Annotated in this window: 7 protein-coding genes and 1 pseudogene; 2 read left to right on the top strand and 6 right to left on the bottom strand. The window is 73.5% G+C overall.

All coding sequences use genetic code 11. From position 1 onward, the window contains the following. Positions 1-29 precede the first annotated feature (29 nt). Positions 30-1,049 (bottom strand): hypothetical protein, encoded by a 1,020-nt coding sequence (locus tag RV986_RS54090; protein ID WP_475925024.1) that lies wholly within the window; start codon positions 1,047-1,049, stop codon positions 30-32. A 159-nt stretch (positions 1,050-1,208) separates the two neighbouring features. On the opposite strand from RV986_RS54090, the gene RV986_RS54085 reads away from it, so the two are divergent. Next, positions 1,209-1,373 carry a hypothetical protein gene (locus tag RV986_RS54085; protein ID WP_475925023.1) on the top strand — a complete coding sequence of 55 codons (165 nt, stop codon included), beginning with the start codon at positions 1,209-1,211 and terminating at the stop codon, positions 1,371-1,373. Between the two features lie 1,138 nt (positions 1,374-2,511). On the opposite strand, the gene RV986_RS54080 is transcribed toward RV986_RS54085, so the two are convergent. The 5 genes and pseudogenes from RV986_RS54080 to RV986_RS54060 form a co-directional block, all read right to left on the bottom strand. Next, positions 2,512-4,791, bottom strand: a complete 2,280-nt coding sequence (locus tag RV986_RS54080) for a helix-turn-helix transcriptional regulator (protein WP_475925022.1) — start codon at positions 4,789-4,791, stop codon at positions 2,512-2,514. Positions 4,792-5,833: 1,042 nt separating this feature from the next. Beyond that, positions 5,834-7,068: pseudogene (locus RV986_RS54075) on the bottom strand (RNA-guided endonuclease InsQ/TnpB family protein). A 650-nt stretch (positions 7,069-7,718) separates the two neighbouring features. Continuing rightward, positions 7,719-8,426: a VC0807 family protein gene (locus RV986_RS54070; protein WP_475925021.1), complete on the bottom strand. Its 708-nt coding sequence runs from the start codon at positions 8,424-8,426 to the stop codon at positions 7,719-7,721. Between the two features lie 366 nt (positions 8,427-8,792). Then, a complete protein-coding gene (locus RV986_RS54065) occupies positions 8,793-9,860 on the bottom strand; it encodes a Gfo/Idh/MocA family protein (protein ID WP_475925020.1) in 1,068 nt (355 codons plus the stop codon). Continuing rightward, complete coding sequence (locus tag RV986_RS54060) at positions 9,857-11,239, bottom strand: NDP-hexose 2,3-dehydratase family protein (RefSeq protein ID WP_475925019.1); 1,383 nt, start codon at positions 11,237-11,239, stop codon at positions 9,857-9,859. Before RV986_RS54060 ends, RV986_RS54065 begins: the two co-directional genes overlap by 4 nt. 331 nt (positions 11,240-11,570) lie before the next feature. Between RV986_RS54060 and RV986_RS54055 the strand changes: the two genes are divergently transcribed. After that, on the top strand, positions 11,571-24,017 hold the full coding sequence (locus RV986_RS54055; protein WP_475925018.1) for a type I polyketide synthase: 12,447 nt from the start codon (positions 11,571-11,573) through the stop codon (positions 24,015-24,017). Positions 24,018-24,055: the final 38 nt, after the last annotated feature.

The raw sequence follows: 24,055 nt of genomic DNA, 5'->3' as shown, positions 1-24,055 counted from the left end.
TGTGGCCTGGCAGGCACTGCCCGACGGGACTACTCCAGGTCCGGCAGACCCGTCAGGGCGATCTGCACACCGGCCTGGAAACGGCTGGTGGCGTCGACACTCAGCATGATCTGGGAGATGTACCGGCGGCAGGTGCGCACCGACATGCCCAGCCGGCGGGCCACGAGTTCGTCCTTGTAGCCCTGCGCCATGAGCTTGATGATCGACCGCTTCAGGTCGTCGGTGATCTCGGCACTGTCCTCGGTCCCGGGCACGAACTGGGTGGCCCCGGCCCACAGATGCTCGTAGACCCGGCAGATGAAGGCCACCAGCGTCGGCTCGCGCACCACCACCGCCCCCGGCGCCCGGCCGTCCACGTGCTGCTCGGGAAGGAAGGCCACCTCCCGGTCGTAGATGACGATCCGGTCGATCAGCTCGTCGGTGGTGCGCACCTCCGCTCCGTGCGCGGTCACCGCCTGCACATAGGAGGTGGTGGCGAGGTCGCTGCGCGCGGTGTGCTGGTAGAGGTGACGGATCCGCACCCCGCGATCCAGCCGTTCCAGGGATCTGGGCCGGGCGCTGGTCAGGAGGCTGGAGGGGCGGGCACCGCCGGGCTGGGCGGTGAGTATCTCGATGCGGCAGCGCTCGCCCTGCTCGTCCAGCACGGCCTGCAGCGCGTTGATGTCGCTGATCACGTCGAAGGCCTCGGTCTGGTTGCGCTGCTGACGGCTCTCGAAGTACGTCGCGCGCAGCGCGCCCATCTGGTCACGGATCTCGGAGACCTCCCGCTGCAGGTCCCGTATGCGGCTCTCGGCCGGCCCCACGAGGTCGGCCACCGCCGTGTCGGGGCTCACCGGCACCAGCAGCTCCGGCTCGCCGGGCATGGGACGCAGCAGGCTCAGCGCCGTCAGGCGCTGCTCGACTTGTGCCGCCTTTTCGAGGGAGACGCCGAGGGCGGTCGCCATCTCCTCGCGGACAAAGCGGCCGAGCAGCACTGCATTGCGGTACGCCCGCGCCTCGGCGTCATCCAGCGTGGCTAATGCACCGGTCGGGAGAGCGCTTTCGGTCATTGCAGGCCCACACTCCCGTGTGACGGAACTTCTTGTCAGGCAACTTTACGACACCAGGAATGGGTTGGGCGGAAAACCTTGATGCGGAAGTGTTGCTCATGCACCGAACGCCGACTGCCAAACTTGGGGGTAGACATGGGTAAGACTGTGTATCGAATCATGACAGCTGGACTTCTGACTGTCGTTGGAGTCATCTGCTCGCTCGGGGCAGCCAATACGGCCACCGCCGCCATTGCGCACGGGCCGGCCGCGGTGTCGGCGCCCGGACTGACGCATTCCGCCATGGTGACGGCGGCCGTCCCCGGCGACGACCAGTGGGGCTGACGCACCACTCGTGACACGGGCGGACCGGATGTCCTCGGTCCGCCCGTCGGTGTCTGCGCGTGCGGAGCCCCGCCCCCCGCTCGGCGGGGCACGCCGCCGCCCCTGCTCCACCCCTCGGCCCCCCGGGTCCAGGAGGCCCGCCGGACACCCCCGGCGGGCCTCCTTGCCGTCCGGGGCCGTGGCGGTCCCGCGGGCGGCCCGGCCCGCCCGGCCCCCGGCGGCCGGCGGCGGATGCCGCCCCCGGGGCCGGGGAAGCGCGGCCCGGCGGCACGGCCCCCGGAGCGGGCCCGCAGGCGCCGTACACCCCCGCCGTACACCCCCGCCGTGCACCCCCGCTGTGGACCGCCGGCAGGGTGAACCGGCACGTTGAACCGGGACGGTGCAGTGCGTCCCCGCACCGGGGCGCGGCCGGGCGTGCGCGCACGCCCGGCCGTCTCCTCCGGCCGGGCAGGGCCGGGACGCCGCCGCTGACGGGCGTCCGGGAGCCCCGGCGGCCCGGCGGCCCGGGGGGCGGGGCCGCGGCGGCACCGCCTGCCGGACGGCCCGGGCGGCTGCCGCCCCACCTGGTACGACAGCCACCGCGCCCCGTCGCGCGGGCCGGCCGGCGCCACAGGCGTTCCCCCAGCCCCAGCAGCCGCACGGCCGGTTCCCCGGTCCTGCCGCGGCCGGGCCGGGGAAACCCCGCGGGCGGGTGGCGGCCGCGGGCCCCGTCCCGGTCCGGTGCGGCGTCCCGCCGTCCGCCGTGCCTGATCACCGGCCCCGCGCCCCCGTCCACGAGCGCCCGCGGGCGGCCCCCGCACCGGCCGCGGGACCGCGGCATCGGCCCCGCACCGGCCGCGGGCCCGGGCCGGGTCGGGAGGCCGCCGTACCGGCAACGCCCCTTCCCCGCCCGCGGCGTCACCGCACCGGCGGGACACGGCACGGTCCGGTGCGCCGGCCGCGGACCCGTCCGGCGGGTCCGCCAGGACCGCGGTGCCGGCTCCCCGGACGCCGTCCGTCCGGCCGGGCCCTGGCGACCGCCGCCCCCCGGCACGGCCGCGCGGGTGCACGGACAGTGACCCGGCAGCCGTCCCCCGCGCCGCCGCCCCCGGGCCGCGCCGCGCCCGGGTGAACGGCAGGGGAACGGCGCTGCCGCACGTCAGGAATTCGTCCCGGACACCGGACCGGCAGAGAGGAGAAAAACGACCTGCGCCCGGGACTTCGCCCCCAGCTTTTTGAAGATGCGCCCCATGTAGGTTTCCACGGTTTTGATGCTGATGTTCATCCGGGCCGCAATCTGCTGATTTGTGAGACCCGGGCCGATAAGCATCGCGATTTCCCTCTCGCGGACACTCAGCGGAATACAACGGACGCTTTCCGAATTCTTGTCCCCGGCCTGTCCGACGGATTCAAGGAAATCCTGTGCGGCGGCTGCCGAATCGTATGCCGTGAGACGGTCGAATTCCGCGGCCGCGAAACGGGCGTGAGCGGCCGCGGCGGCCGGGTCGCCGGAATCCCGGCATGCCCGTGCCAGCCCCAGTGCGAGCGGTCCCAGCAAATGCCCCTGCCCGTGGTGCAGGGCGAGGTCGAAACCGTGCTGGAAAAACCGCCGGGCCCGTCGCCCGTCACCGCACGCCGAGGCCTCGCCCAGCCAGCGCCACGCCTCCACGACCGGCGCCGCCCCCTCCCGGCCGAGCCCGGACAGCAGCGGCCCGGCCTCCCCGGCCACCTCCCGGGCCGCGCCGGCGGCCCCCTGCGCCGCATGGGCGGCGGCCAGCAGGGCCAGGGCGTGGCCGTGCGCGGCCACATCACCCGGCGGCACCCGGCGCACCGCACGGCGGGCGGCGGTGAGCGCGGCGGCCCGCGCCGCGGGCCCCGACTCCAGCAGCAGCGCGGCCACTTCGGCCTGCATCGCCGGGACCGCGGCCCGGCCCTCGGCCGGCACCGCGCGCAGCACGCGTTTCGCCTGCGCGCGGGCATCCAGCAGCCGCAGCGCCCGGGCCCGCCACACCGCGGCCTCGGCCCACACCGCGGCCCCGGCCGGGGGCCCGTCCCTCTCGCGGCTCGGCCACAGCCGCGCGTACTCGGCCAGCGCCTCGGCGGGCCGTCCGCACAGCACCAGCGCCTGGCACAGCAGCAGCCGCGCGCCGGGCGGCGCGCCGGGACGCTCCGCCGCCCGGCGTGCCGCGAGCGCCGCGCGGGCCGGCTGCGCGAACACCGTGACACGCGCCTGTGCCTCCAGGAGTTCCGCCTCCCCGGCCGTCGGCATCACCGCGCTCTCCAGCAGTACGGTGAGCGCCGCGCCGGCGTCCTCCGCGGTGGCCGCCGGCCGGCGCTCCGCGGGCAGGGGAGCCGTACGCAGGGGAGCCGCCCCCGCCGTCCGGTACAGCAGGGCCCGGGCCGCGGGGCGGCAGAAACGGAACCACCCCGCCCGGGAGCCGGGCCGGACGATGCCCTCGCCGTGCAGTTCGTCCACCGCGCGCAGGGCCTCCTCGGCGGACAGCAGGGCCGTGCCCGCCACCATCTCCGGGGTGAAGGGATCGCCTGCCGCGGCGGCCGCGGCCGCCGCGCGCCGGGCGAGCGGGGACAGTACGCCCAGATCCAGCGTCTGGGCGGCGGGCGGCAACGGGGAGGGGCCGCAGGCCAGTTCGAGGCTGCTGTGGGGCACCGCCCCGGCGTCGGGCGCCGCGCCGTCGGACAGGGCCCGCAGCAGCCCCGGCACCCCCGCCCCGTCCCGCAGGATCAGCTCCCGGTGCAGCGGGCCGAGCCCGGCGGGCAGCAGCGCCGCGGCCGCCTCCCGCGGCAGCGGCCGCAGCGCGAGGTGGCGTACGGCGCCGTCGAGCGAGGCCAGCCTGCGGGCGGCCGGCCCGCTGCCGCGGTGGACGAGCACCGTGAGCACGGGCGCGTCCGGCGGGCGGCGCAGCAGGTGTTCGGCGAACTCGGCCACCTCCCCTCCCGCGCGGTGCGCGTCGTCCAGCACGAGCAGGAGCCCGCGCTGCCCGGCCAGTTCCTCCAGCACCGCGCGCACCGCCCGCGCGACCGCGTGGACGTCGGTGCCCCCCAGGTCGGCGGGGGGCCTGCCGCCCAGCGCCGGGAAGACCTGGGCCAGCACGCGCAGGCGGGCGGCCCCCAGCCTGCCCAGGACCGCGGGGTCCGCCGCGGCGAGCCGGTCGTCGAGCGCCTCCACCAGCGCGTGGAAGGGCCGGCCGGTACCGCCACGGGCCGCCCTGCCGCAGGCGACGGTCCACTCCTGGCGGGCCGCCGCCCGGGCCAGCCGGAGCGCCAGGCGGGTCTTGCCGATCCAGGGTTCGCCGGTCAGCCGCACGCATCCGGCCGAGGTACGGGCACGCTCCAACTCCTCCATCAGCACAGCCAGTTCGTGCGCGTGTGCGCCCTGCCGGGCGGTGTGCCCCGGCTGTCCTGCGTGCCCGTGCGGCACGGGTCCTCCTTCGTCGCTACGGCTGACGGGAAGGCTGACGCATCGCCGGGCGCGTTCCAAGCGCCTGCGGCTGACCGGTGTGTGCACGGCAGGAAGTGCAGGTCGGGGTGGGGTGGGGTGAGCCGGTGTCGGGGAATTCCCTGACAGGTGGCGAAACACCCGAATGCACAAAGTGGCGACAAGGCCAGAACCAAGCGGTCAAAAATTGGCAAGTGCGGTCCGGTATTTCCACTTCCTCTCGAGGAGATCTCGACTCGGTCTCAAGTCGGCTCGGCTCTTCCGTCCGCAAGGGCAACCGGGCTTTCGAACAAGACTCGTTGACGTCCGCGAGGCGGTTCGGGCAAGTCGGCCGGGAGCCTGTGACAGGGAAATCGCCGGGCGGCGTCCGGACCGCGGCACCGATGACCGGACACGTTCTCGCCCGATTCGGCATGAGCCGGCAGAAGCGGCCGTGGCCCGTGACCTGTGTGCGCACGTATTCGGCTTGGTTAAGCCAGTGGATCCGCTGTGACCGGCGTCTTCATCACCCCGCCCGGACAGCTCCTCCCGTACGCCCCACCGACACTTTCACCGGTCCTTCACCGATGCCCTCGGCGTCTTCGCCCCGGCCGCCGGCAACGCAGTGCTCCCGACCGGGACGGGGAGACCGTACGGGCCCGGGACGTGGAGGACGTACAGGCTGGGGCGTGGAGGACGTACCGGCTGGCATGGGGGACGTACGGGGCCGGGGCGGGGGAGTGCGGGGCCCTTCCCGGCCGGCCGTGCGGCGCCGGGGATCCTCTCCGGCACCGCCCCGACTCGGGGAGTTCACCGTCCGGGCCCCGCGGCCGGCCGTCTACGGCGCCGGGATCTGCGCGCGGGGCCGGGCGCCGTGTCACGGACCGTGGTCCGTCCGGCGGCGGGCCCCCGCCGCCGGACGGCCGGTCGGCGGAGCGGAACCGGTGTTCGGCTTCGGGGCGGGGCCTTGCGGTGCTCGGCCGGGGCGTGACGCAGGGTCAGGAGCAGGCTCGAACGGTATGGACCAAGGGTCAACTACCCGGCGCTAAAGCGCCGGGCTTGCACAACGGGCATCACTGGCGGTGATGCTGCGTTTGCGTCCAGCCCTGCTCCCGGGTTTCCGGGGTGGGGCGGGGGCCGTTGACTGGGCCCCGCGTCGCCACAACTCCCACGCGCGGGCGCGGATGTTGCGGGAGCCTCCCCCGCTCTCGGCTTCGCTCGAGCGGGAGGTGCCCCCATCGGTCCGCGTGATCAACGACGCCGCAGTTCCGGCACGCGAACCAGGCCTGGGAGACCCGGTTCGCCTTGTCGATGTACCCGCACTCGGCGCAGGTGCGCGAGGTGTACGCCGGATCGACGTACACCACCGGAACCCCCGCCCGGCGGGCCTTGTACGCGATGAACGCCCCCAGCTGGGCGAACGACCAGGAGGAGTGGGTGGCCCTCCCCCACTGCCTCAAGGGCGTGGGAGGTACCCCCAGCCTCGGCCACCACATGCTTGGCGAACTTGTGGTTGATGTCCCGCGCCCGTCGCGCCTCCTTGCGCCGCCGTTTCTTCGGGCGCCGCTTGGCGGACGGGGTGTTCTTCCTCTGCAGCTTGGTGCGCAGGCCGCGCTCGCGCAGGCGGGTGCGGTTCAGCTCGCGTCCGGCCATGATCTCGCCGTCACTGGTGGTGGCGATGTTCACGATCCCCAGGTCGATGCCGAGGAAGTCCACCGGACCGGTGTTGAGCGGCGCTTCGGGGACCTCACAGGTCGCGTTGAGGAACCACATGCCGTCCCGCTCCAGCAGGTCCGACTCGCCCTTGCGGTACAGGGCCAGCGTGGCCAGCTGCTCGGGTGAGGCGGTGAAGGCCACGTGTTTGACCCGGCCGCTGGTGGTCCAGATGGACACCGTCCGGTCCGGGATCTGCCAGGACAGCATGCGGTCGTCGTAGGGCTGCGCGCCCTGCGGGCGGAAGGAGATCGGCTTCTCGGCGGCCCGGCAGTATCGGCGGGAGCCGAACCGCCCCGGATTCCCGGCCTTCAGGTTCGCCTTCAGCGCGGTGTACGCGTCACACGTCTTCTTGATGACGTGCTGGGCGGCCTGCGCGCCCAGGTCCCAGCGGGACTTGACCTCGTCGTAGGTGAGCTTGCGCAGGGCGAAGTTCTTGAACTCCCCGCGCTCGAAGGCGATCTCGCTCACCCAGGTGGCGGCCTCGTTACAGGCGTGAAGGGTCGCCTCAAGTGCCGCCGCCTGTTTCGGTGTCGGCTCCAGCTTGACCTGCACGACCAGCTTCACGATCACCGATCGTAGGCACCCGTGCGAGACGCCACCACACGTTCGGGTCCGTTCATCACATTGAGCGAACCGACCGGCCATGCGTTCGCACCACCCGGCTCCGCCGGAGAAGGCACCCGCCCGCTCCGCGGCCGAACAGACACAGTGACACCGCGGCACTCCGCGCCGCAGCCACGGGGATGCGATTCCCCCCGGGCGTAAACGCCCGGGGTTCCTCGCAAGAATTCGCTGAAAAGGTACGGGCGGGGGGCGTTGCCGCTTCCCTCTGGCCGTCTCCTGCCCCTCTCGCCGACCGACGGGTCGGACGGGCGGCGACGGGTCGGGCGGGGCGCCGCGGCGCGATGCGCGATGATCAAGCCGGAATGGGCGCGTGGCGCAGGTGGGAATACGGCGGGTCCCCTGCGGCGGGCGGAAGGATTCCGGTCCGCGTGCTCCGGCCCGTGCTTTTCGCTGCTGCGGGACTCACCGGGCAGGAGTACGTGGTGCGCGGGGGAAACGGGAACGCCCGGGCGGCCAATGCGCCGGCGCGTCCCGGTCCGAAAGCAGGGAAATCGGCACGGTGATTGCCGTCCCCGTGCGGGCCTGCCGCCCCGTCCCGCGCTGCCCGCCGCGCGGGACGGGGCGGCAGGCCGGCAGGGGGGACGGCGCTCCTACTTCGCGAAGATCTTCCTGAAGGTGCCCGAGCGGTGCAGCCAGACCTGTGTGATGGCCTGGAGCACGATCCACGTGGCCGCGTACAGAGCCCCGTCGAGCGCGGGCACGGTGTCGACCGGCAGGGTGTAGGCCATCAGCAGGCGCAGCAGTGCGTCCACGATGAGCCCGGCGCCCCATATGACGGTCAGGGCGCGCCAGATGCGGCGGAACGCGGAGTCCTGGTCCCACAGGCTCTCCAGCCGGTCCTCCCGGCCGGGGAGCAGTGCCTTGACGGCCTGGTAGGTGAACGGCCGGGCCGTGAAGAGGGTGACCAGCAGCCACCCGCCGGCGAGGGCGGTGAACAGGCTGTTGCGTGCGAGCGCGACGCGGGGGCTCGCGGTCAGCACCGAGGCGACGGCGCTCACGACGAGCAGGACGACGGTGAAGATGCCGATGGCGTCGAGCCTGCGGTGGCGGACGGCCGAGTACAGCGTGTGCAGGGCGGGCGCGGATCCGCTGATCAGCAGCGAGGTGAGCTCGCCGAAGTCCAGGCCGCGCAGCAGGTAGTAGAGGCCGACCGGCAGGACGATGTCGCAGACCACGGTGACGACGAAGCCCCATGACGCGCGGGGGGCCGGCGCGGGTGCGGGAGTGTCGTCCTGGCCCTCGGCGGTCGGGGGCAGCGGGGTGCCGGAGGCGGAGGCGGGGGAGGTGGGGGGAGTCATGCGGACACTCCTAGAGTGCGGTCGGCATCCGTGTCGGCTGGTGGACCCGGGGCGGTGCGCTGGTCGTGTGCGGTGGCCGGAGACGTCCGCCGGTGCCTGCGCGCCCCGTTCGTGTCCGGTTCGGCGTCGGTCGGGCGGTGGCGCGGAGGGTGCCGGACGCTCCGCGGGGGCGGGTGCCCCGGCGGCGGCGCCGGAAGGGCCGGACTCGTCCGCGGGGCGGTTTCCCGGCCCTTTCGGACAGGGGGTCTGCGGGTACCCCGGTTCGGCTGCCTCCCGATTGCCGATCGTACGATTCGGGCTCTGCAGGCTTTCCGGGCGGATGCGCAAGTGCGGACGGTATATTCTGTCCGTCGCGCCGCCAGGGAATCATCGGCCGGGGAAAAGGGACGCTTTCTTTTGTGTTTCTTTTCTGTTTCTCTGACGGTCGTTCACGGGTACACGCACGGCCAGCTTGTTCATCATGTCGACCAGGTCCATGCCCGCCACCGCGGAGCGGCGCTTTTCGGCCTCCTCCGGGCTGCTGCCCGCGTCGCCGCGGCGCACCGCGGCGGCGAACTCGGCGAGGCAGCGGTGCAGTTGGTCGGCGGCCGGCAGGGTGAACCGCTCCTCGTGGTCCTGCTCCTCCAGCACGAGCACGGGCTGGTGCGCGGGCGGCGGGGTGAAGGCACGCGTCACCGACACCCGCGCCGCGTCGCCCCACAGCGAGTACGTCGAGGCGTACGCATGCTCGAAGCCGAACGTCACCTCCGCGAGGACACCGGAGGGGGAGACCAGCAGCGCCTGACCCGACAGGTCCAGTCCGTCCGAGGCGCGGGTGCGCAGCACGGCCCCGGCCACCCGCAGTCCCGTTCCCAGCAGCAACTGGGCGGCGCGCAGCGGATACACCCCGACGTCCAGCAGGGCGCCACCGCCCATGCCGGGCGTGTAGCGGATGTCGTCGGCGGGCAGCGGCGGAATGCAGAAGGCGGCCTGCAGCGTGGTGAGCCGGCCCAGCCGCCCCCGCTCCACCAGGTCCGCGGCGAAGGCGTGCTGGGGATGGTGCAGGAACATGAAGTTCTCGCGGAGCACCAGCCCCCGCTCCTGTGCCAGGTCCGCCAGCTCGCGCGCCTCGTGGGCGTTCACCCCGATCGGCTTCTCGACCAGGACGTGCTTGCCCGCGCGCAGGGCCTGCGCGGCCCAGGTGTGGTGCAGCGCGGTCGGCGTGGAGATGTACACCGCCTCCACGTCCGGGCGCTCCAGCAGCGAGACGAAGCCCGTCTCCGCCGCGCAGCCGAACTGCCGTGCGAAATCGGCCGTCTTGTGTGCCGAGCGGCCCGCGACGGCGACGAGCTCCACCTCCGCGGCGGCCACCGCCGTCGGCAGCACCCGGCGCCGCGCGATGGACGACGTGCCCAGCGCGCCCAGCCGCAACGGCCGGCTCCCGGCGGCGCTCACAGCGTCCTCAGTGCCGCGACCAGTGTCCTGGCCTGCACGTTCAAGTGGTGGCTGTAGCACAGCAGTTCATCTATCTGGCGGGGTGTCACCCAGCGGAACTCGTCCGAGACGGCGGGGAGGTCACCGTCCGTCTCGATGATCATGTAGTGGCTCTGCGCATGCCGGAACCGGCCGCCCTCCTCCGACAGCACCACGTCGTAGCGGGCGTCCTGACGGCGTGCCAGCGCCTCGGCGAGATAGGGCGGCCGGTCCGGCTCGGGCAGCTGCGCGTAGTTCTCCGGCACGCACTGCACCGTCGGGCCCAGTTCCACCACGTCGAGGAAGCCCGGCTCGGCGCGCGAGCGCAGCAGGGCGTGCAGCTCCCCGTCGACCCGCTTCACGAACAGCGCCGCGATGCCCGTGCCGTGGGGTTCCAGCAGCGGCTGCGACCAGGCGGGCACCTCACGCCGGTGCGAGGACACGTCCACCGCGACGATGTCGAAGTAGCGGCCCTCGCGGTGCGTCACCGCGTCCGGCGTACGCAGCCAGTCCTCCGTGTCCGCCAGCGGGAGCGGCGTGACAGCGACCTCGTGCTCGGCCCGCCGCCGGGTGAGCCAGGCGCGGATCTCCCGGTCCGTGCGGCCGGCCGGCCCGGCACCGGCCGCCGCGCCGGGCAGGCGCCACTCCGGCAGGCACGACAGGACGGTACGGGCGTCCATGTTCACCAGGTTGTCGTGGCGCAGCAGATGGTTGACCTGGCCCAGCGTCAGCCAGACGAAGTCCTCGCCGGCCTCCGCCTCCGGGCCCACCTCCACGATCATGTTCCGGTTGCGCTTGTGCAGGAACCACGACCCCTGCTCCGACTGCAGGACGTCCGCCACCACCTGCCCGGGTTCGGGCCTGCGGAAGAAGTCCAGGTAGGGCACCGCCGAACCGCCGTGCACCCGCATGTAGTTGCTCTTCGTCGCCTGCACGGTCGGCGACAGCTGCACACCGTTGACGTTGCCCGGCTCGGACTTCGCCTGCATCAGCAGGTGCGGCACCCCGTCGAAGTCCCGCAGCGCGATGCCGAGGATGCCGATCTCCGGCTGGCTGATGATCGGCTGCGACCATGCCCGCACCGGCCCGAAGTCCGAGCGCACCGCCAGCCCGTGCACCGAGAAGAAACGTCCGCTGTCGTGGCGCAGGTCGCCGGTCCGGTCCTCGAAGCGCCAGCCGCGCAGCGCCGCGAACGGCACCCGCTCGACCTGCTGGTGCTGTTCCTGCTGACGCTCCTCGAGCCAGGTGAAGAACTCCGCGTTGCTCAGCACCCCGCTCTCGGCCGCCGCTGACACCGCCAGCCGGGACACGATGCGAGAGCCCGCGTCGTGTGACGGCAGCACCAGGCTTGTCGCGGTCATGGAATCCGCCTCTTCCCCTTCAGGAGCACATCGGTAGACCCGCACGCACGACGCCGCCGGACACACGGGGCAGACCTCACGGCAGTCGGCTGCCGCCCCTCGAGCGTGCCTCGCCAAGTTCGGGCATACGCCTAGAGTTGCTCCTCTTGCCCGGCCCCGGGCCTCCTCGCTATGAGGCAGGTCCAGGGGCCCGCGGACGGCACTTCCCGGCCCGTGGGCACCGCTTAGGAGTTCCCCTAGAGCACCTGGCAGGAGCACTGAGCGCGCCTGAGGCCGTGCAACCGTGAGGGCTGCCCCCGACCCTGTCGCCTTGGTGTTTGGAGTGCCACCCATGAACGAGCCGGTACCCGCTGACGCCCGCACCGCCGCTTCGGCCCACGAGCCCGTGGCTGTGGTCGGCCTTGCGTGCCGGCTGCCCGGCGCGAGCGACCCGGCCGCCTACTGGAGCCTGCTCGCCGAGGGCCGCAGCGCCATCACCGACACCCCCCAGGACCGCCGCGCCGGCACACCGCACGACGACACCATCACCACCGGCCGGGGCACCACCATCCCCCACCGCGGCGGCTTCATCGACACCCCCGGCGACTTCGACGCGGCCTTCTTCGGCATCTCGCCCCGCGAGGCCGAGGCCATGGACCCGCAGGCCAGGCTCGTCCTCGAACTGGGCTGGGAGGCACTGGAGAACGCCGGCTGCGACGCGGCCCGGGCACCGCGCGCCACCGGCGTCTTCGTCGGCGCCGACGTCAGCGACTACGCCGAACTCGTCCACCGGCAGGGCACCGAGGGCGTGGGCCACCACACCCTCACCGGACTCAACCGCGGCCTCATCGCCGGCCGCCTCTCCTACGTCCTCGGCGTCGGCGGACCCAGCCTCACCGTCGACAGCGCCCAGTCCTCCTCCCTCGTCGCCGTCCAGCTCGCCTGCGACAGCCTGCGGGCCGGTGACTGCGAACTCGCCCTGGCCGGCGGCGTCCACCTCAACCTCGTCCCCGGCAGCACCCGGGCCGCCGCCGAGTTCGGCGGCCTCAGCCCGGACGGCCTGTGCCACACCTTCGACGCCCGCGCCAACGGATACGTCCGCGGCGAGGGCGCCGGCCTCGTCGTCCTCAAGCCGCTCTCCCGGGCCCTGGCCGACGGCGACCGCATCCACGCCGTCATCCGCGGCGGAGCCGTCAACAACGACGGCACCGGCGCCAGCCTCACCACCCCGGACGCCGCGGCCCAGGAAGCCGTCGTACGCAGCGCCTGCGCCCGCGCCGGCGTCGACCCCGGCAGCATCGACTACGTCGAACTCCACGGCACCGGCACCCGCGTCGGCGACCCCGTCGAGGCCGCAGCCCTCGGCGCCGCCCTCGGCACCGACCCCGCCCGCAGCACCCCGCTGGCCGTCGGCTCGGTGAAGACGAACATCGGCCATCTGGAGGGCGCGGCGGGCATCGCGGGCCTGCTCAAGGTGATCCTGTGCCTGTCCCACGGACAGCTGGTGCCCAGCCTCAACCACACCACGCCCAACCCGGCCATCGACCTCGGCGCCCTCGGCCTGCGCGTCCAGCTGGAGAGCGCCGAGTGGACCGCGGCCGACCCCGCCCGCCCCCTCCTCGCCGGCGTCTCCTCCTTCGGCATGGGCGGCACCAACGCCCACCTCGTCCTCGAACAGGCACCGCCGCCCGCCCCGGCCGCCGCCCGCCCGGCCGGCGCCGAACAGCCCGTCGTGCCCTGGCTGCTGTCCGCCCGCAGCCCCGAAGCCCTGCGCGCCCAGATCGAACGGCTCGCCGCACACCCCGCCGCCCACACCGACCCGGTGGACGTCGGCTGGTCCCTGCTCACCACCCGCACCCCCTTCGAACACCGGGCCGCCGTCGCCGGCGCCGACCCCGACACCCTCCTGCAGCGCCTCACCACCGCCATACCCGCCGGCCCCACGTCCGCGACCGTCGACCGGCCCGTCTTCGTCTTCCCCGGCCAGGGCAGCCAGTGGGCGGGCATGGCCGCCGGACTCCTGGCCACCGCACCCGCCTTCGCCGAACGCCTCGCCGAATGCGAGGCCGCGCTCGCCCCGCACGTCGACTTCTCGCTCTCCGCCGTCCTGCGCGGCGACCCCGACGCACCCCCCATGGACAGCACCGGAGTCGTCCAGCCCGTCCTGTGGGCCGTCATGGTGTCCCTGGCCGCCCTGTGGCGCGCACACGGCGTGCAGCCGGCGGCGGTCGTCGGGCACTCCCAGGGCGAGATCGCCGCCGCCTGCGTCGCCGGCGCACTGAGCCTTCAGGACGGCGCCCTGGCCGTCGCCCTGCGCAGCAAGGTGCTCCAGCCCCTCAAAGGCGTCAGCGGCATGCTGTCCCTGGCCCTGCCGGAACCGCAGACCCGCAGCCTCATCGCCCCCTGGGACGAGCGCATCACCGTCGCCGCCCTCAACGGCCCCTCCTCGGTCGTCGTCTCCGGCGACACCGCCTCCCTCGACGAACTGGCCGCCGAAGCCGAACGCCAGGGCATCCGCGCACGCCGCGTCGACATCGACTACGCCTCCCACTGCACGCACGTCGAGACGGTCCGCGACCACATGCTGGACCTCCTCGCCCCGATCACCCCGCGCACACCCGACATCCCCTTCCTGTCCACGGTCACCGGCGACTGGCTGCACGGCGCCGAGACCGACCCCGCCTACTGGTACGCCAACCTGCGCCGCCCCGTGCTCCTCGAACCCGCCGTACGGGCGCTGGCCGCCGCCGGACACACCACGTTCATCGAGGTCAGCCCGCACCCCGTACTGACCGCCCCGGTCAAGGAGACCGCCGAAGCCACCCTCCAGGGCGAGCCCGCCGTCGTCACCGGAACCCTGCGGCGGGGCGACGGCGGGCCGGCCCGTTTCTACGCCTCCCTCGCGGAACTCTGGACACGCGGCGCCGACGTCGACTGGACACCGGCCTTCGCCGGCCACCACCCCCGTACGGTCGACCTGCCGACCTACGCCTTCCAGCGCCGCCGCCACTGGATCGACACCACCCCGGACACACCCGCACACCCCCTCACGATCCCGGCGGCACCCGCACCCCACCACCCCCCGGCACCCACCACCCCCACCACCCACGGCCACGGCCACGGCGACAGCCTCCGGCTCGTGCGCGAGCACGCCGCCGTCGTCCTCGGCCACTTCGGCGCCGGGGCCATCGACCCCGCACGCACCTTCAAGGACCTCGGCTTCGACTCCGTCACCGCCGTCGAACTGTGCGAGCGCCTCAACCAGGCCGCCGGCCTGAACCTGCCCGTCACCGCCGTCTACGAACACCCCTCCCCGGCACGCCTGGCCCGCCACCTCGACCAGCAACGCGACGGCACCACCGCCGACACCACCGCGCAGACCGCACACCGCGCCGACGACGAACCGATCGCGATCGTGTCGATGGGCTGCCGCTACCCCGGAGGCGTGCGTTCCCCCGAGGACCTGTGGCGGCTGGTACGCGACGAGGCGGACGCCATCTCACCCTTCCCCGCCGACCGCGGCTGGGACATGAACGCCCTCCTCGCCACCGACCCCGACCGGCCGGGCACCAGCTACGTCCGCGAGGGCGGCTTCCTGCACGACGCCGCCGAGTTCGACGCCGCCTTCTTCGGCATCTCGCCGCGCGAGGCCCTCGCCATGGACCCCCAGCAGCGCCTCCTGCTGGAGACCGCCTGGGAAGCCGCCGAACGCGCCGGCCTCGACCCGCGCCGCCTGCAGTCCACCGCCACCGGCGTCTTCATCGGCATCACGGCCCCGGAGTACGGACCACGCCTGCACGAAGCGGGCGAAGCGGTCGAGGGCCACGTCCTCACCGGCACCACGACCAGCGTCGCCTCCGGCCGCATCGCCTACACACTGGGCCTCGAAGGCCCCGCGGTCACGGTCGACACCGCCTGCTCCTCCTCCCTCGTCGCCCTCCACATGGCCGTCCAGTCACTGCGCTCCGGCGAGTGCTCGCTCGCCTTCGCCGGCGGCGCCACCGTCATGTCCGGCCCGGGCATGTTCGTGGAGTTCAGCCGGCAGCGCGGACTCGCGCCGGACGGCCGCTGCAAGCCGTTCGCGGAGAACGCGGACGGCACCGGCTGGGGCGAGGGAGTCGGCATCCTGCTCCTGGAACGGCTCTCGGACGCCCGCCGCAACGGCCACCCGGTACTGGCCGTGGTCCGCGGCTCGGCGATCAACCAGGACGGCGCCTCCAACGGCCTCACCGCCCCCAACGGACTCTCCCAGCAGCGCGTCATCCGCGCCGCGCTGGCCAACGCCGGCCTGGCACCGACCGATGTCGACGTCGTCGAGGCGCACGGCACCGGCACCAAACTCGGCGACCCGATCGAGGCCCAGGCCCTGCTGGCCACCTACGGCCAGGACCGGCCCGCCGACCGCCCCCTGTGGCTCGGCTCCCTCAAGGCCAACATCGGCCACACCCAGGCCGCCGCCGGCGTCGCCGGCGTCATCAAGATGGTCCTCGCCCTGCGCGAAGGCCTGCTCCCCAAGTCCCTGCACGGCGAAGCACCGACCTCCTTCGTGGACTGGTCCACCGGCGCCGTGGAACTCCTGGACCGGGCCCGCCCCTGGCACGAACCCGACCGCCCCCGCCGCGCCGGCGTCTCCTCCTTCGGCATCAGCGGCACCAACGCCCACGTCATCATCGAACAGCCCGAACCCGCGGCCGCCGAACCCGCCACCGCCCCGCCCGACGACATCGTCGTGCCCCTCCTCCTCTCGGCACGCACCCCCGAAGCCCTCCAGGAACAGGCTGCCCGGCTCGCCGAATCCGTCTCCACGGCCGCCACCGGCACACCCGTCACCGGCACCCTTGTCACCGACACCGGCTGGTCCCTGCTGACCGGCCGCTCCCACTTCGAACACCGGGCCTTCGCCCTGGGCTCCTCCGACCTGCCGTCCCTGACCGAAGCACTCGGCGACCTGACCGTCACCGGCACCGCCACCGCCACCTCCCCGGTGTTCGTGTTCCCGGGGCAGGGTGCGCAGTGGGTGGGCATGGCGGTGGAACTGCTGGACTCGTCGCCGGTGTTCGCGGCGCGGTTCGGCGAGTGCGCGGCGGCTTTGGATGTGTTTGTGGACTGGTCGTTGGTGGATGTGGTGCGGGGCGTGGAAGGCGCTCCGGGGTTCGACCGGGTGGATGTGGTGCAGCCGGTGCTGTGGGCGGTGATGGTGTCGCTCGCGGCGCTGTGGGAGTCGTACGGAGTACGGCCCGCCGCGGTGGTGGGCCACTCGCAGGGTGAGATCGCCGCCGCGGTGGTGTCGGGTGCGCTGAGCCTGGCCGACGGTGCGCGGGTGGTGGCGTTGCGCAGCCGGGCGATCATCGCGCTGGCCGGACGCGGCGGCATGGTGTCGGTGGCCCTGCCGCGCACCGAGGCGGAGGAGTTGATCGCGGGCTGGGGCGGCCGGGTGTCGGTGGCTGCGGTCAACGGCCCGACCTCGGTGGTGGTCTCCGGCGATGCCGACGCCCTGGACGAGCTGGTGGAGCTCGCGGCGGTGCGGGAGGTGCGGGTGCGCCGGGTCGAGGTGGACTATGCCTCGCACTCGGCGCATGTGGAGTCCATCCGCGACGAACTCCTGGACGTCCTGGGCCCGGTCACGCCCCGGACACCCGAAGTGCCGTTCTTCTCCACCGTCACCGGCAGCTGGGTCGAGGAAGCGGTCACCGATGCCGAGTACTGGTACACCAATCTCCGCCGGACCGTTCAACTGGAGTCCTCTATAAGGGAGTTGGCAGGTTCCGGGCACGGTGCGTTCCTGGAGATGAGCCCGCACCCGGTACTGACCGTCCCGATCGCGGAGACTGTCGAGGCGGCGGGTGCGGATGCGCTGGTGGCGGGCACGTTGCGTCGTGACCAGGGTGGTCTGGCCCGGTTCTACACCTCGCTGGGCGAGGCCTGGGTACGGGGTGTGGGGGTGGACTGGAGCCCGGTGTTCGAGGGCCTCACCCCGCGCCGGGTGGAGTTGCCGACGTACGCCTTCCAGCGGCAGCGCTTCTGGCTGGAGTTGCCGAAGATCTCGGCCGGGGTGGTGGATCCGGTGGGGGAGCGGTTCTGGAAGACCGTCGAGGACGGTGACCTGGAGGAGTTCGCCCGGACCCTCGGCCTGGACGACCCGTCCGTGCTCGGCGAGGTCGTTCCCGCGCTGTCCTCCTGGCACCGCGGCCGGCAGGAACGCTCCACCCTCGACAGCTGGCGCTACCGCATCACCTGGCGGCCCCTGCCCAGCCCTACACCGACCGGTGCGGCCCTCGACGGCACCTGGCTCCTCGTCGTCCCGGAGACACTCGACGACGACCCGCTGTCCCGGGCCGCCCTCACCGTCCTCACCCAACGAGCCGCAGACGTACGCGTCCTGACCCTCGGCACGGCCGACGCCGACCGCGAGCACCTGAGCGGCCGCCTCCGGGCCGAGACCGCCGTCTTCAGCGGCGTCCTCTCCCTGGCCGGCCTCGACGAGCGTCCGCACCCCGACCACGCGTCCGTGCCACGGGGACTGGCCCTGAGCCTCGCGCTCGTCCAGGCCCTGGGCGACGCCGGCATCGAGGCACCCCTGTGGTGCGCCACCCGCGGAGCCGTCGCCACGGCCGACGACCAGGCACCCGCCGCTCCCGTCCAGGCAGGCCTCTGGGGACTGGGCCGCGTCGCCGCTCTGGAACACCCCAAGCGCTGGGGCGGCCTGATCGACCTCCCCGAGGCAGCCGGCGAACCCACCCTGAACCTGCTCGTCGACCTCCTCGCCGGCGAGGGGAGTGAGGACCAGATCGCCGTCCGGGCCGGCCAGGCGCTCGGCCGCCGACTCGTCCGGGCCCCGTACGACGACGCCCCCGCCGCCCGCTCCTTCAAGCCGCGCGGCACCGTCCTGGTCACCGGCGGCACCGGAGCCCTCGGCGCCCGCATGGCACGCTGGCTCGCCCGCAACGGCGCCGCACACCTCGTCCTGACCGGACGCCGCGGCGCCGACACACCCGGCATCGCCGACCTGTGCCAGGAACTCCAGGAACAGGGCACCCCGGTCACCGTGGCCGCCTGCGACATGGCGGACCCGGACTCCGTCGCCGCCCTGATCCGGCAGCTGGAACAGCACGGCGTGCCGCCCGTCCGCACGGTCCTGCACGCCGCGGGCATCAGCGCCCTCGGCTCACTCGCCGACACCCGGATCACCGACCTCGTCTCGACCCTGTCCGGCAAGGTGCTCGGCGCCGACCACCTCGACGCCGCACTCGACCCGGCCGCACTCGACGCCGTCGTCTACTTCTCCTCCATCTCCGGCACCTGGGGCGTCGCCGACCACGGCGCCTACGCCGCCGCCAACGCCATCCTCGACGCGCGCGCCGAGCAGCGCCGCGCGGACGGCGTGCCCGTCCTCTCGGTCGCCTGGGGCCCCTGGGCCGGCGGCGGCATGATCGCCGAGAGCGTTCAGGACGTCCTGCGCCGACGCGGGGTGCCCGTCATCGATCCGGACACCGCCGTCACCGGCCTCCAGCAGGCGCTGGACCACGACGAGACACTCGTCGCGCTCGCCGACGTGGACTGGCAGCGCTTCGCGGGCGTGTTCACCTCGGTCCGGCCCAGCCCCCTGCTGGCCGAACTGCCCGAGGCACAGCCCGCCGACGACGAGAGCAAGACCTCCGAGGCACAGCCCGCCCTGCTCCAGCACCTCGCCGGGCTCGACCCCGCACAGCGCCGAACGGCCCTGCAGGACCTGGTGGGCCGACAGGTCGCCGCCGTACTCGGACACACCGACACGGACACCGTCGACACCGAACTGGCCTTCAAGGACCTCGGCTTCGACTCGCTCACCGCCGTCGAACTGCGCAACCGCCTCGGCCGTGCCACCGGCCTGCCGCTGCCCACCACCGTCGTCTTCGACCACCCCAGCATCACGGCACTGGCCGACTTCCTCGCCGAGCAGGCCTTCGGCTCCCGGCAGGCCCCCGCCGAGACCGCACGCGTCCCCGCCGCACACACCGCCGCCGACGACGAACCGGTCGCGATCGTGTCGATGGGCTGCCGCTACCCCGGGGGCGTACGTTCCCCCGAGGACCTGTGGCGGCTGGTGCGCGACGAGGTCGACGCCATCTCACCGTTCCCCGCCGACCGCGGCTGGGACCTCGACGCCCTCTACGACCCCGACCCCGACCGCACCGCCACCAGCTACGTCCGCGAAAGCGGCTTCCTGCACGACGCCGCCGAGTTCGACGCCGCCTTCTTCGGCATCTCGCCGCGCGAGGCGATGGCCATGGACCCCCAGCAGCGCCTCCTGCTGGAGACCGCCTGGGAGACGCTGGAACGCGCCGGCATCACCCCGAAGACCCTGCGCGGCAGCAGCACCGGCGTCTACGTGGGAATGACCGACCAGGAGTACGCCGCCCAACTGCGCGCCGCCGCCGGGGAGACCGAGGGCTACCTGGCCACCGGCGCCGCGGCGAGCGTCGCCTCCGGCCGCATCGCCTACACACTGGGCCTCGAAGGCCCCGCGGTCACGGTCGACACCGCCTGCTCCTCCTCCCTCGTCGCCCTCCACATGGCCGTACGCGCCCTGCGGGCGGGAGAGTGCGACCTCGCCCTGGCGGGCGCCGTCACCGTGATGTCCGGACCCAGCCCGTTCGTCGCCTTCAGCCGGCAGCGCGCCCTCGCGGCGGACGGCCGCTGCAAGCCCTTCTCCGCCGCCGCCGACGGCTTCGCCCTGTCGGAAGGGGCCGGTGTCCTGCTCCTGGAGCGGCTCTCGGACGCGCGGCGCAACGGTCATCAGGTGCTGGCGGTGGTCCGCGGTTCGGCGATCAACCAGGACGGTGCCTCCAACGGGCTCACCGCCCCCAACGGTCCCTCCCAGCAGCGCGTCATCCGGTCCGCGCTGGCCAACGCCGGCCTGGCACCGACCGATGTCGACGTCGTGGAGGCGCACGGCACCGGCACCAAGCTCGGCGACCCCATCGAGGCCCAGGCCCTGCTGGCCACCTACGGCCAGGACCGCTCCGCCGACCGGCCCCTGTGGCTGGGCTCGGTGAAGTCGAACATCGGCCACACCCAGGCCGCCTCCGGCATGGCCGGCGTCATCAAGATGGTGCAGGCCATGCACGAGGGCGTCCTGCCCACGTCCCTGCACGGCGAGGCACCCACGCCCATGGTCGACTGGTCGGCCGGCGCGGTCGAGATCCTGTCCCGGGCACGGCCCTGGAAGGAGTACGACCGCCCCCGCACGGCGGCCGTCTCGTCCTTCGGCATCAGCGGCACCAACGCCCACGTCATCATCGAGCACGTCCCCCCCGCCGCCGGTCCCGCCCGCACGGACCTGCCGCCCACGGCGGGGACCGCCGTCCCCCTGCCGGTCTCGGCCCGCTCGGAGGCCGCGCTCAAGAACCAGGCGGACCGCCTCCTGTCCCACCTGCGGGAGACCGACGCACACCCCGTCGACGTGGCCTGGTCCCTGCTCAACCACCGCTCCCTGTTCGACCACCGGGCCCTGCTGATCGGCTCGGAACTCGTCACCTCCGGCACCGCCGCATCCGGCGGCCCCACCTCCCCGGTGTTCGTGTTCCCGGGGCAGGGTGCGCAGTGGGTGGGCATGGCGGTGGAACTGCTGGACTCGTCGCCGGTGTTCGCGGCGCGGTTCGGCGAGTGCGCGGCAGCTTTGGATGTGTTTGTGGACTGGTCGTTGGTGGATGTGGTGCGGGGCGTGGAAGGCGCTCCGGGGTTCGACCGGGTGGATGTGGTGCAGCCGGTGCTGTGGGCGGTGATGGTGTCGCTCGCGGCGTTGTGGGAGTCGTACGGAGTACGGCCCGCCGCGGTGGTGGGCCACTCGCAGGGTGAGATCGCCGCCGCGGTGGTGTCGGGTGCGCTGAGCCTGGCCGACGGTGCCCGGGTGGTGGCGTTGCGCAGCCGCGCGATCATCGCGCTGGCCGGACGCGGCGGCATGGTGTCGGTGGCCCTGCCCCGCACCGAGGCGGAGGAGTTGATCGCGGGCTGGGGCGGCCGGGTGTCGGTGGCTGCGGTCAACGGTCCGACCTCGGTGGTGGTCTCCGGCGATGCCGACGCCCTGGATGAGCTGGTGGAGCTCGCGGGTACGCGGGAGGTGCGGGTACGCAGGGTCGAGGTGGACTATGCCTCGCACTCGGCGCATGTGGAGTCCATCCGCGACGAACTCCTGGACGTCCTGGGCCCGGTCACACCCCGGACACCCGAAGTGCCGTTCTTCTCCACCGTCACCGGCGAGTGGATCGAGGAAGCGGTCACCGATGCCGAGTACTGGTACACCAATCTCCGCCGGACCGTTCAACTGGAGTCCTCTATAAGGGAGTTGGCAGGTTCCGGGCACGGTGCGTTCCTGGAGATGAGCCCGCACCCGGTACTGACCGTCCCGATCGCGGAGACTGTCGAGGCGGCGGGTGCGGATGCGCTGGTGGCGGGCACGTTGCGTCGTGACCAGGGTGGTCTGGCCCGGTTCTACACCTCGCTGGGCGAGGCCTGGGTACGGGGTGTGGGGGTGGACTGGAGCCCGGTGTTCGAGGGCCTCACCCCGCGCCGGGTGGAGTTGCCGACGTACGCCTTCCAGCGGCAGCGCTTCTGGCTGGAGTTGCCGAAGATCTCGGCCGGGGTGGTGGATCCGGTGGGGGAGCGGTTCTGGAAGACCGTCGAGGACGGTGACCTGGAGGAGTTCGCCCGGACCCTCGGCCTGGACGACCCGTCCGTGCTCGGCGAGGTCGTTCCCGCGCTGTCCTCCTGGCGCCGGGGCCGGCAGGAACGCTCCACTCTCGACAGCTGGCGCTACCGCATCACCTGGCGGCCCTGGCCCGAACAGGGCGCGTCCGCCGTGTCCCTGGACGGCACCTGGCTCCTCGCCGTCCCCGAGACCCACCGGGACGACGACCTCGTCGCGGCCACGGCCGGCGCCCTGCACGCCGCCGGCGCCCGGACCGTCGAATTCGCCGTGCCCGACTCCGCCCAGCGCGGCGAACTGGCCGAGCGGCTGCTCACGGACCTTCCCGCGGACGTCTCACCGGCCGGCGTCGTGTCCCTGCTGGCCCTCAACGACGCGGAGAGCAAGCAGAGCGCGGGCGTGTCCAACGGCCTGCTCGCAACGGTGACACTCGTCCAGGCACTCGACGACGCCGGTATCCCCGGCCGGCTGTGGTGCCTCACCCGAGGCGGAGTGTCGACCGGCGACGGCGACACCGCTCCCGACCCGGCGCAGGCAGCCGTGTGGGGACTCGCCCGGGTGATCGGTCTCGACGACCCCGACCGCTGCGGCGGCCTCGTCGACCTGCCCGCCGCCCACACCGAGTCCGCCGTACACCGCCTCCCGGCCCTGCTCACCACGGCGGCCCGCGAAGACGGCGGCCGGGAAACCGAGTTCGCGCTGCGCCCGGCAGGCGTCAGCGTCCGGCGCATGATCCGCACACCGCTGCCCGCGGCCAGGGCCGACGGCGACCCGTGGCAGCCCCGCGGCACCGTCCTCGTCACCGGCGGCACGGGAGCCCTCGGCTCGCACGTCGCACGCTCCCTGGCACAGGACGGCGCCGAACACCTCCTGCTGACCAGCAGGCGCGGCCCCCAGGCGCCCGGCGCCGCCGAACTGCACGACGAACTCACCGCCCTCGGCTGCCGCGTGACCATCGCCGCCTGCGACGTCGCCGACCGCGACGCGCTCGCCGCACTGCTCGACGCCGTACCCGAGGAGTTCCCGCTCACCGCGGTCGTCCACACGGCGGGCGCCGTCGAGACGGCACGCCCGCTGGGCGACCTCACCCTCGACGACACCGCCGGCATCATGCACGCCAAGGTGCTCGGCGCGCGGAACCTGGAGGAACTGCTGGCCGCCCACCCGCTGGAGGCCTTCGTCCTGTTCTCCTCCGGCGCCGGCGTCTGGGGCAACGGAGGACAGGCCCCCTACGCCGCCGCCAACGCCCACCTCGACGCCCTCGCCGAACGGCGCCGCGCCCAGCAGCTGCCCGCCACCTCGGTCGCCTGGGGCGCCTGGGCGGGCGGCGGCATGGTCGACGAGGAGGTCGCCGGGCAGCTGCTGCGCCGTGGTGTCCCGGCGATGGCTCCCGAACGCGCCGTCCGCGCCCTGCGCGAGGCCGTCGCCGGGCACGAGACCACACTCGTGGTCGCCGACATCCGCTGGGACGGTTTCGTCCCCGCCTACTGCGCCCACGGACACCGTCCGCTCATCGACGAGGTGCCCGAGGTACGGGAACTCCTCGCCGCCCGCAGCGCCACGCAACCCGAGGCGCAGGCCGGCGAAGCCACCGCGGCCGCCGCTCTGCTGGCCGAACTCGCCGCACTGCCCGCACCCAAGCGCCGACGCCGCCTCGTCGACATGATCCGCACCCAGGTGGGCGCGGTCCTTGGCCACGGTCCCTCCGACACCGTCAAACCGGGACGCGCCTTCCGCGACATGGGCTTCGACTCCCTGACCGCGGTGGAACTGCGCAACCGGCTCGGCGCGGCCCTGGGCACCCGGCTCTCGGCGACCATCGTCTTCGACCACCCGACGCCGAACGCCCTCGCCGACCACCTGGAGGCGGAACTGCTGCCGGCCGCGGGCCAAGGAGCCGGTGACGTGCCCGCCGGCCTGGAACAGGTGGACGCCGCCTACCGGCAGGCGTCCGACCCGGCCGCACGGCAGGCCCTCACCGAAGCACTGCGCACCTTGCTCGACAGCTGGGCGGCATCCGAAGAGCCGCAGGAGGCGACGGTCGACGAGGAACTGATCGCCGCTTCCGACGAGGACATGTTCGACCTGATCGACAGGGAACTCGGGATCTCCTGAGCGGAACCCCGTCATGGCTCCCGATTCTCGAAGGGCTG

Source organism: Streptomyces sp. RLA012 (assembly GCF_056270325.1).
The sequence above is the reverse complement of the archived record's forward strand: the minus strand, read 5'-3'. Positions and strand labels throughout refer to the sequence as shown.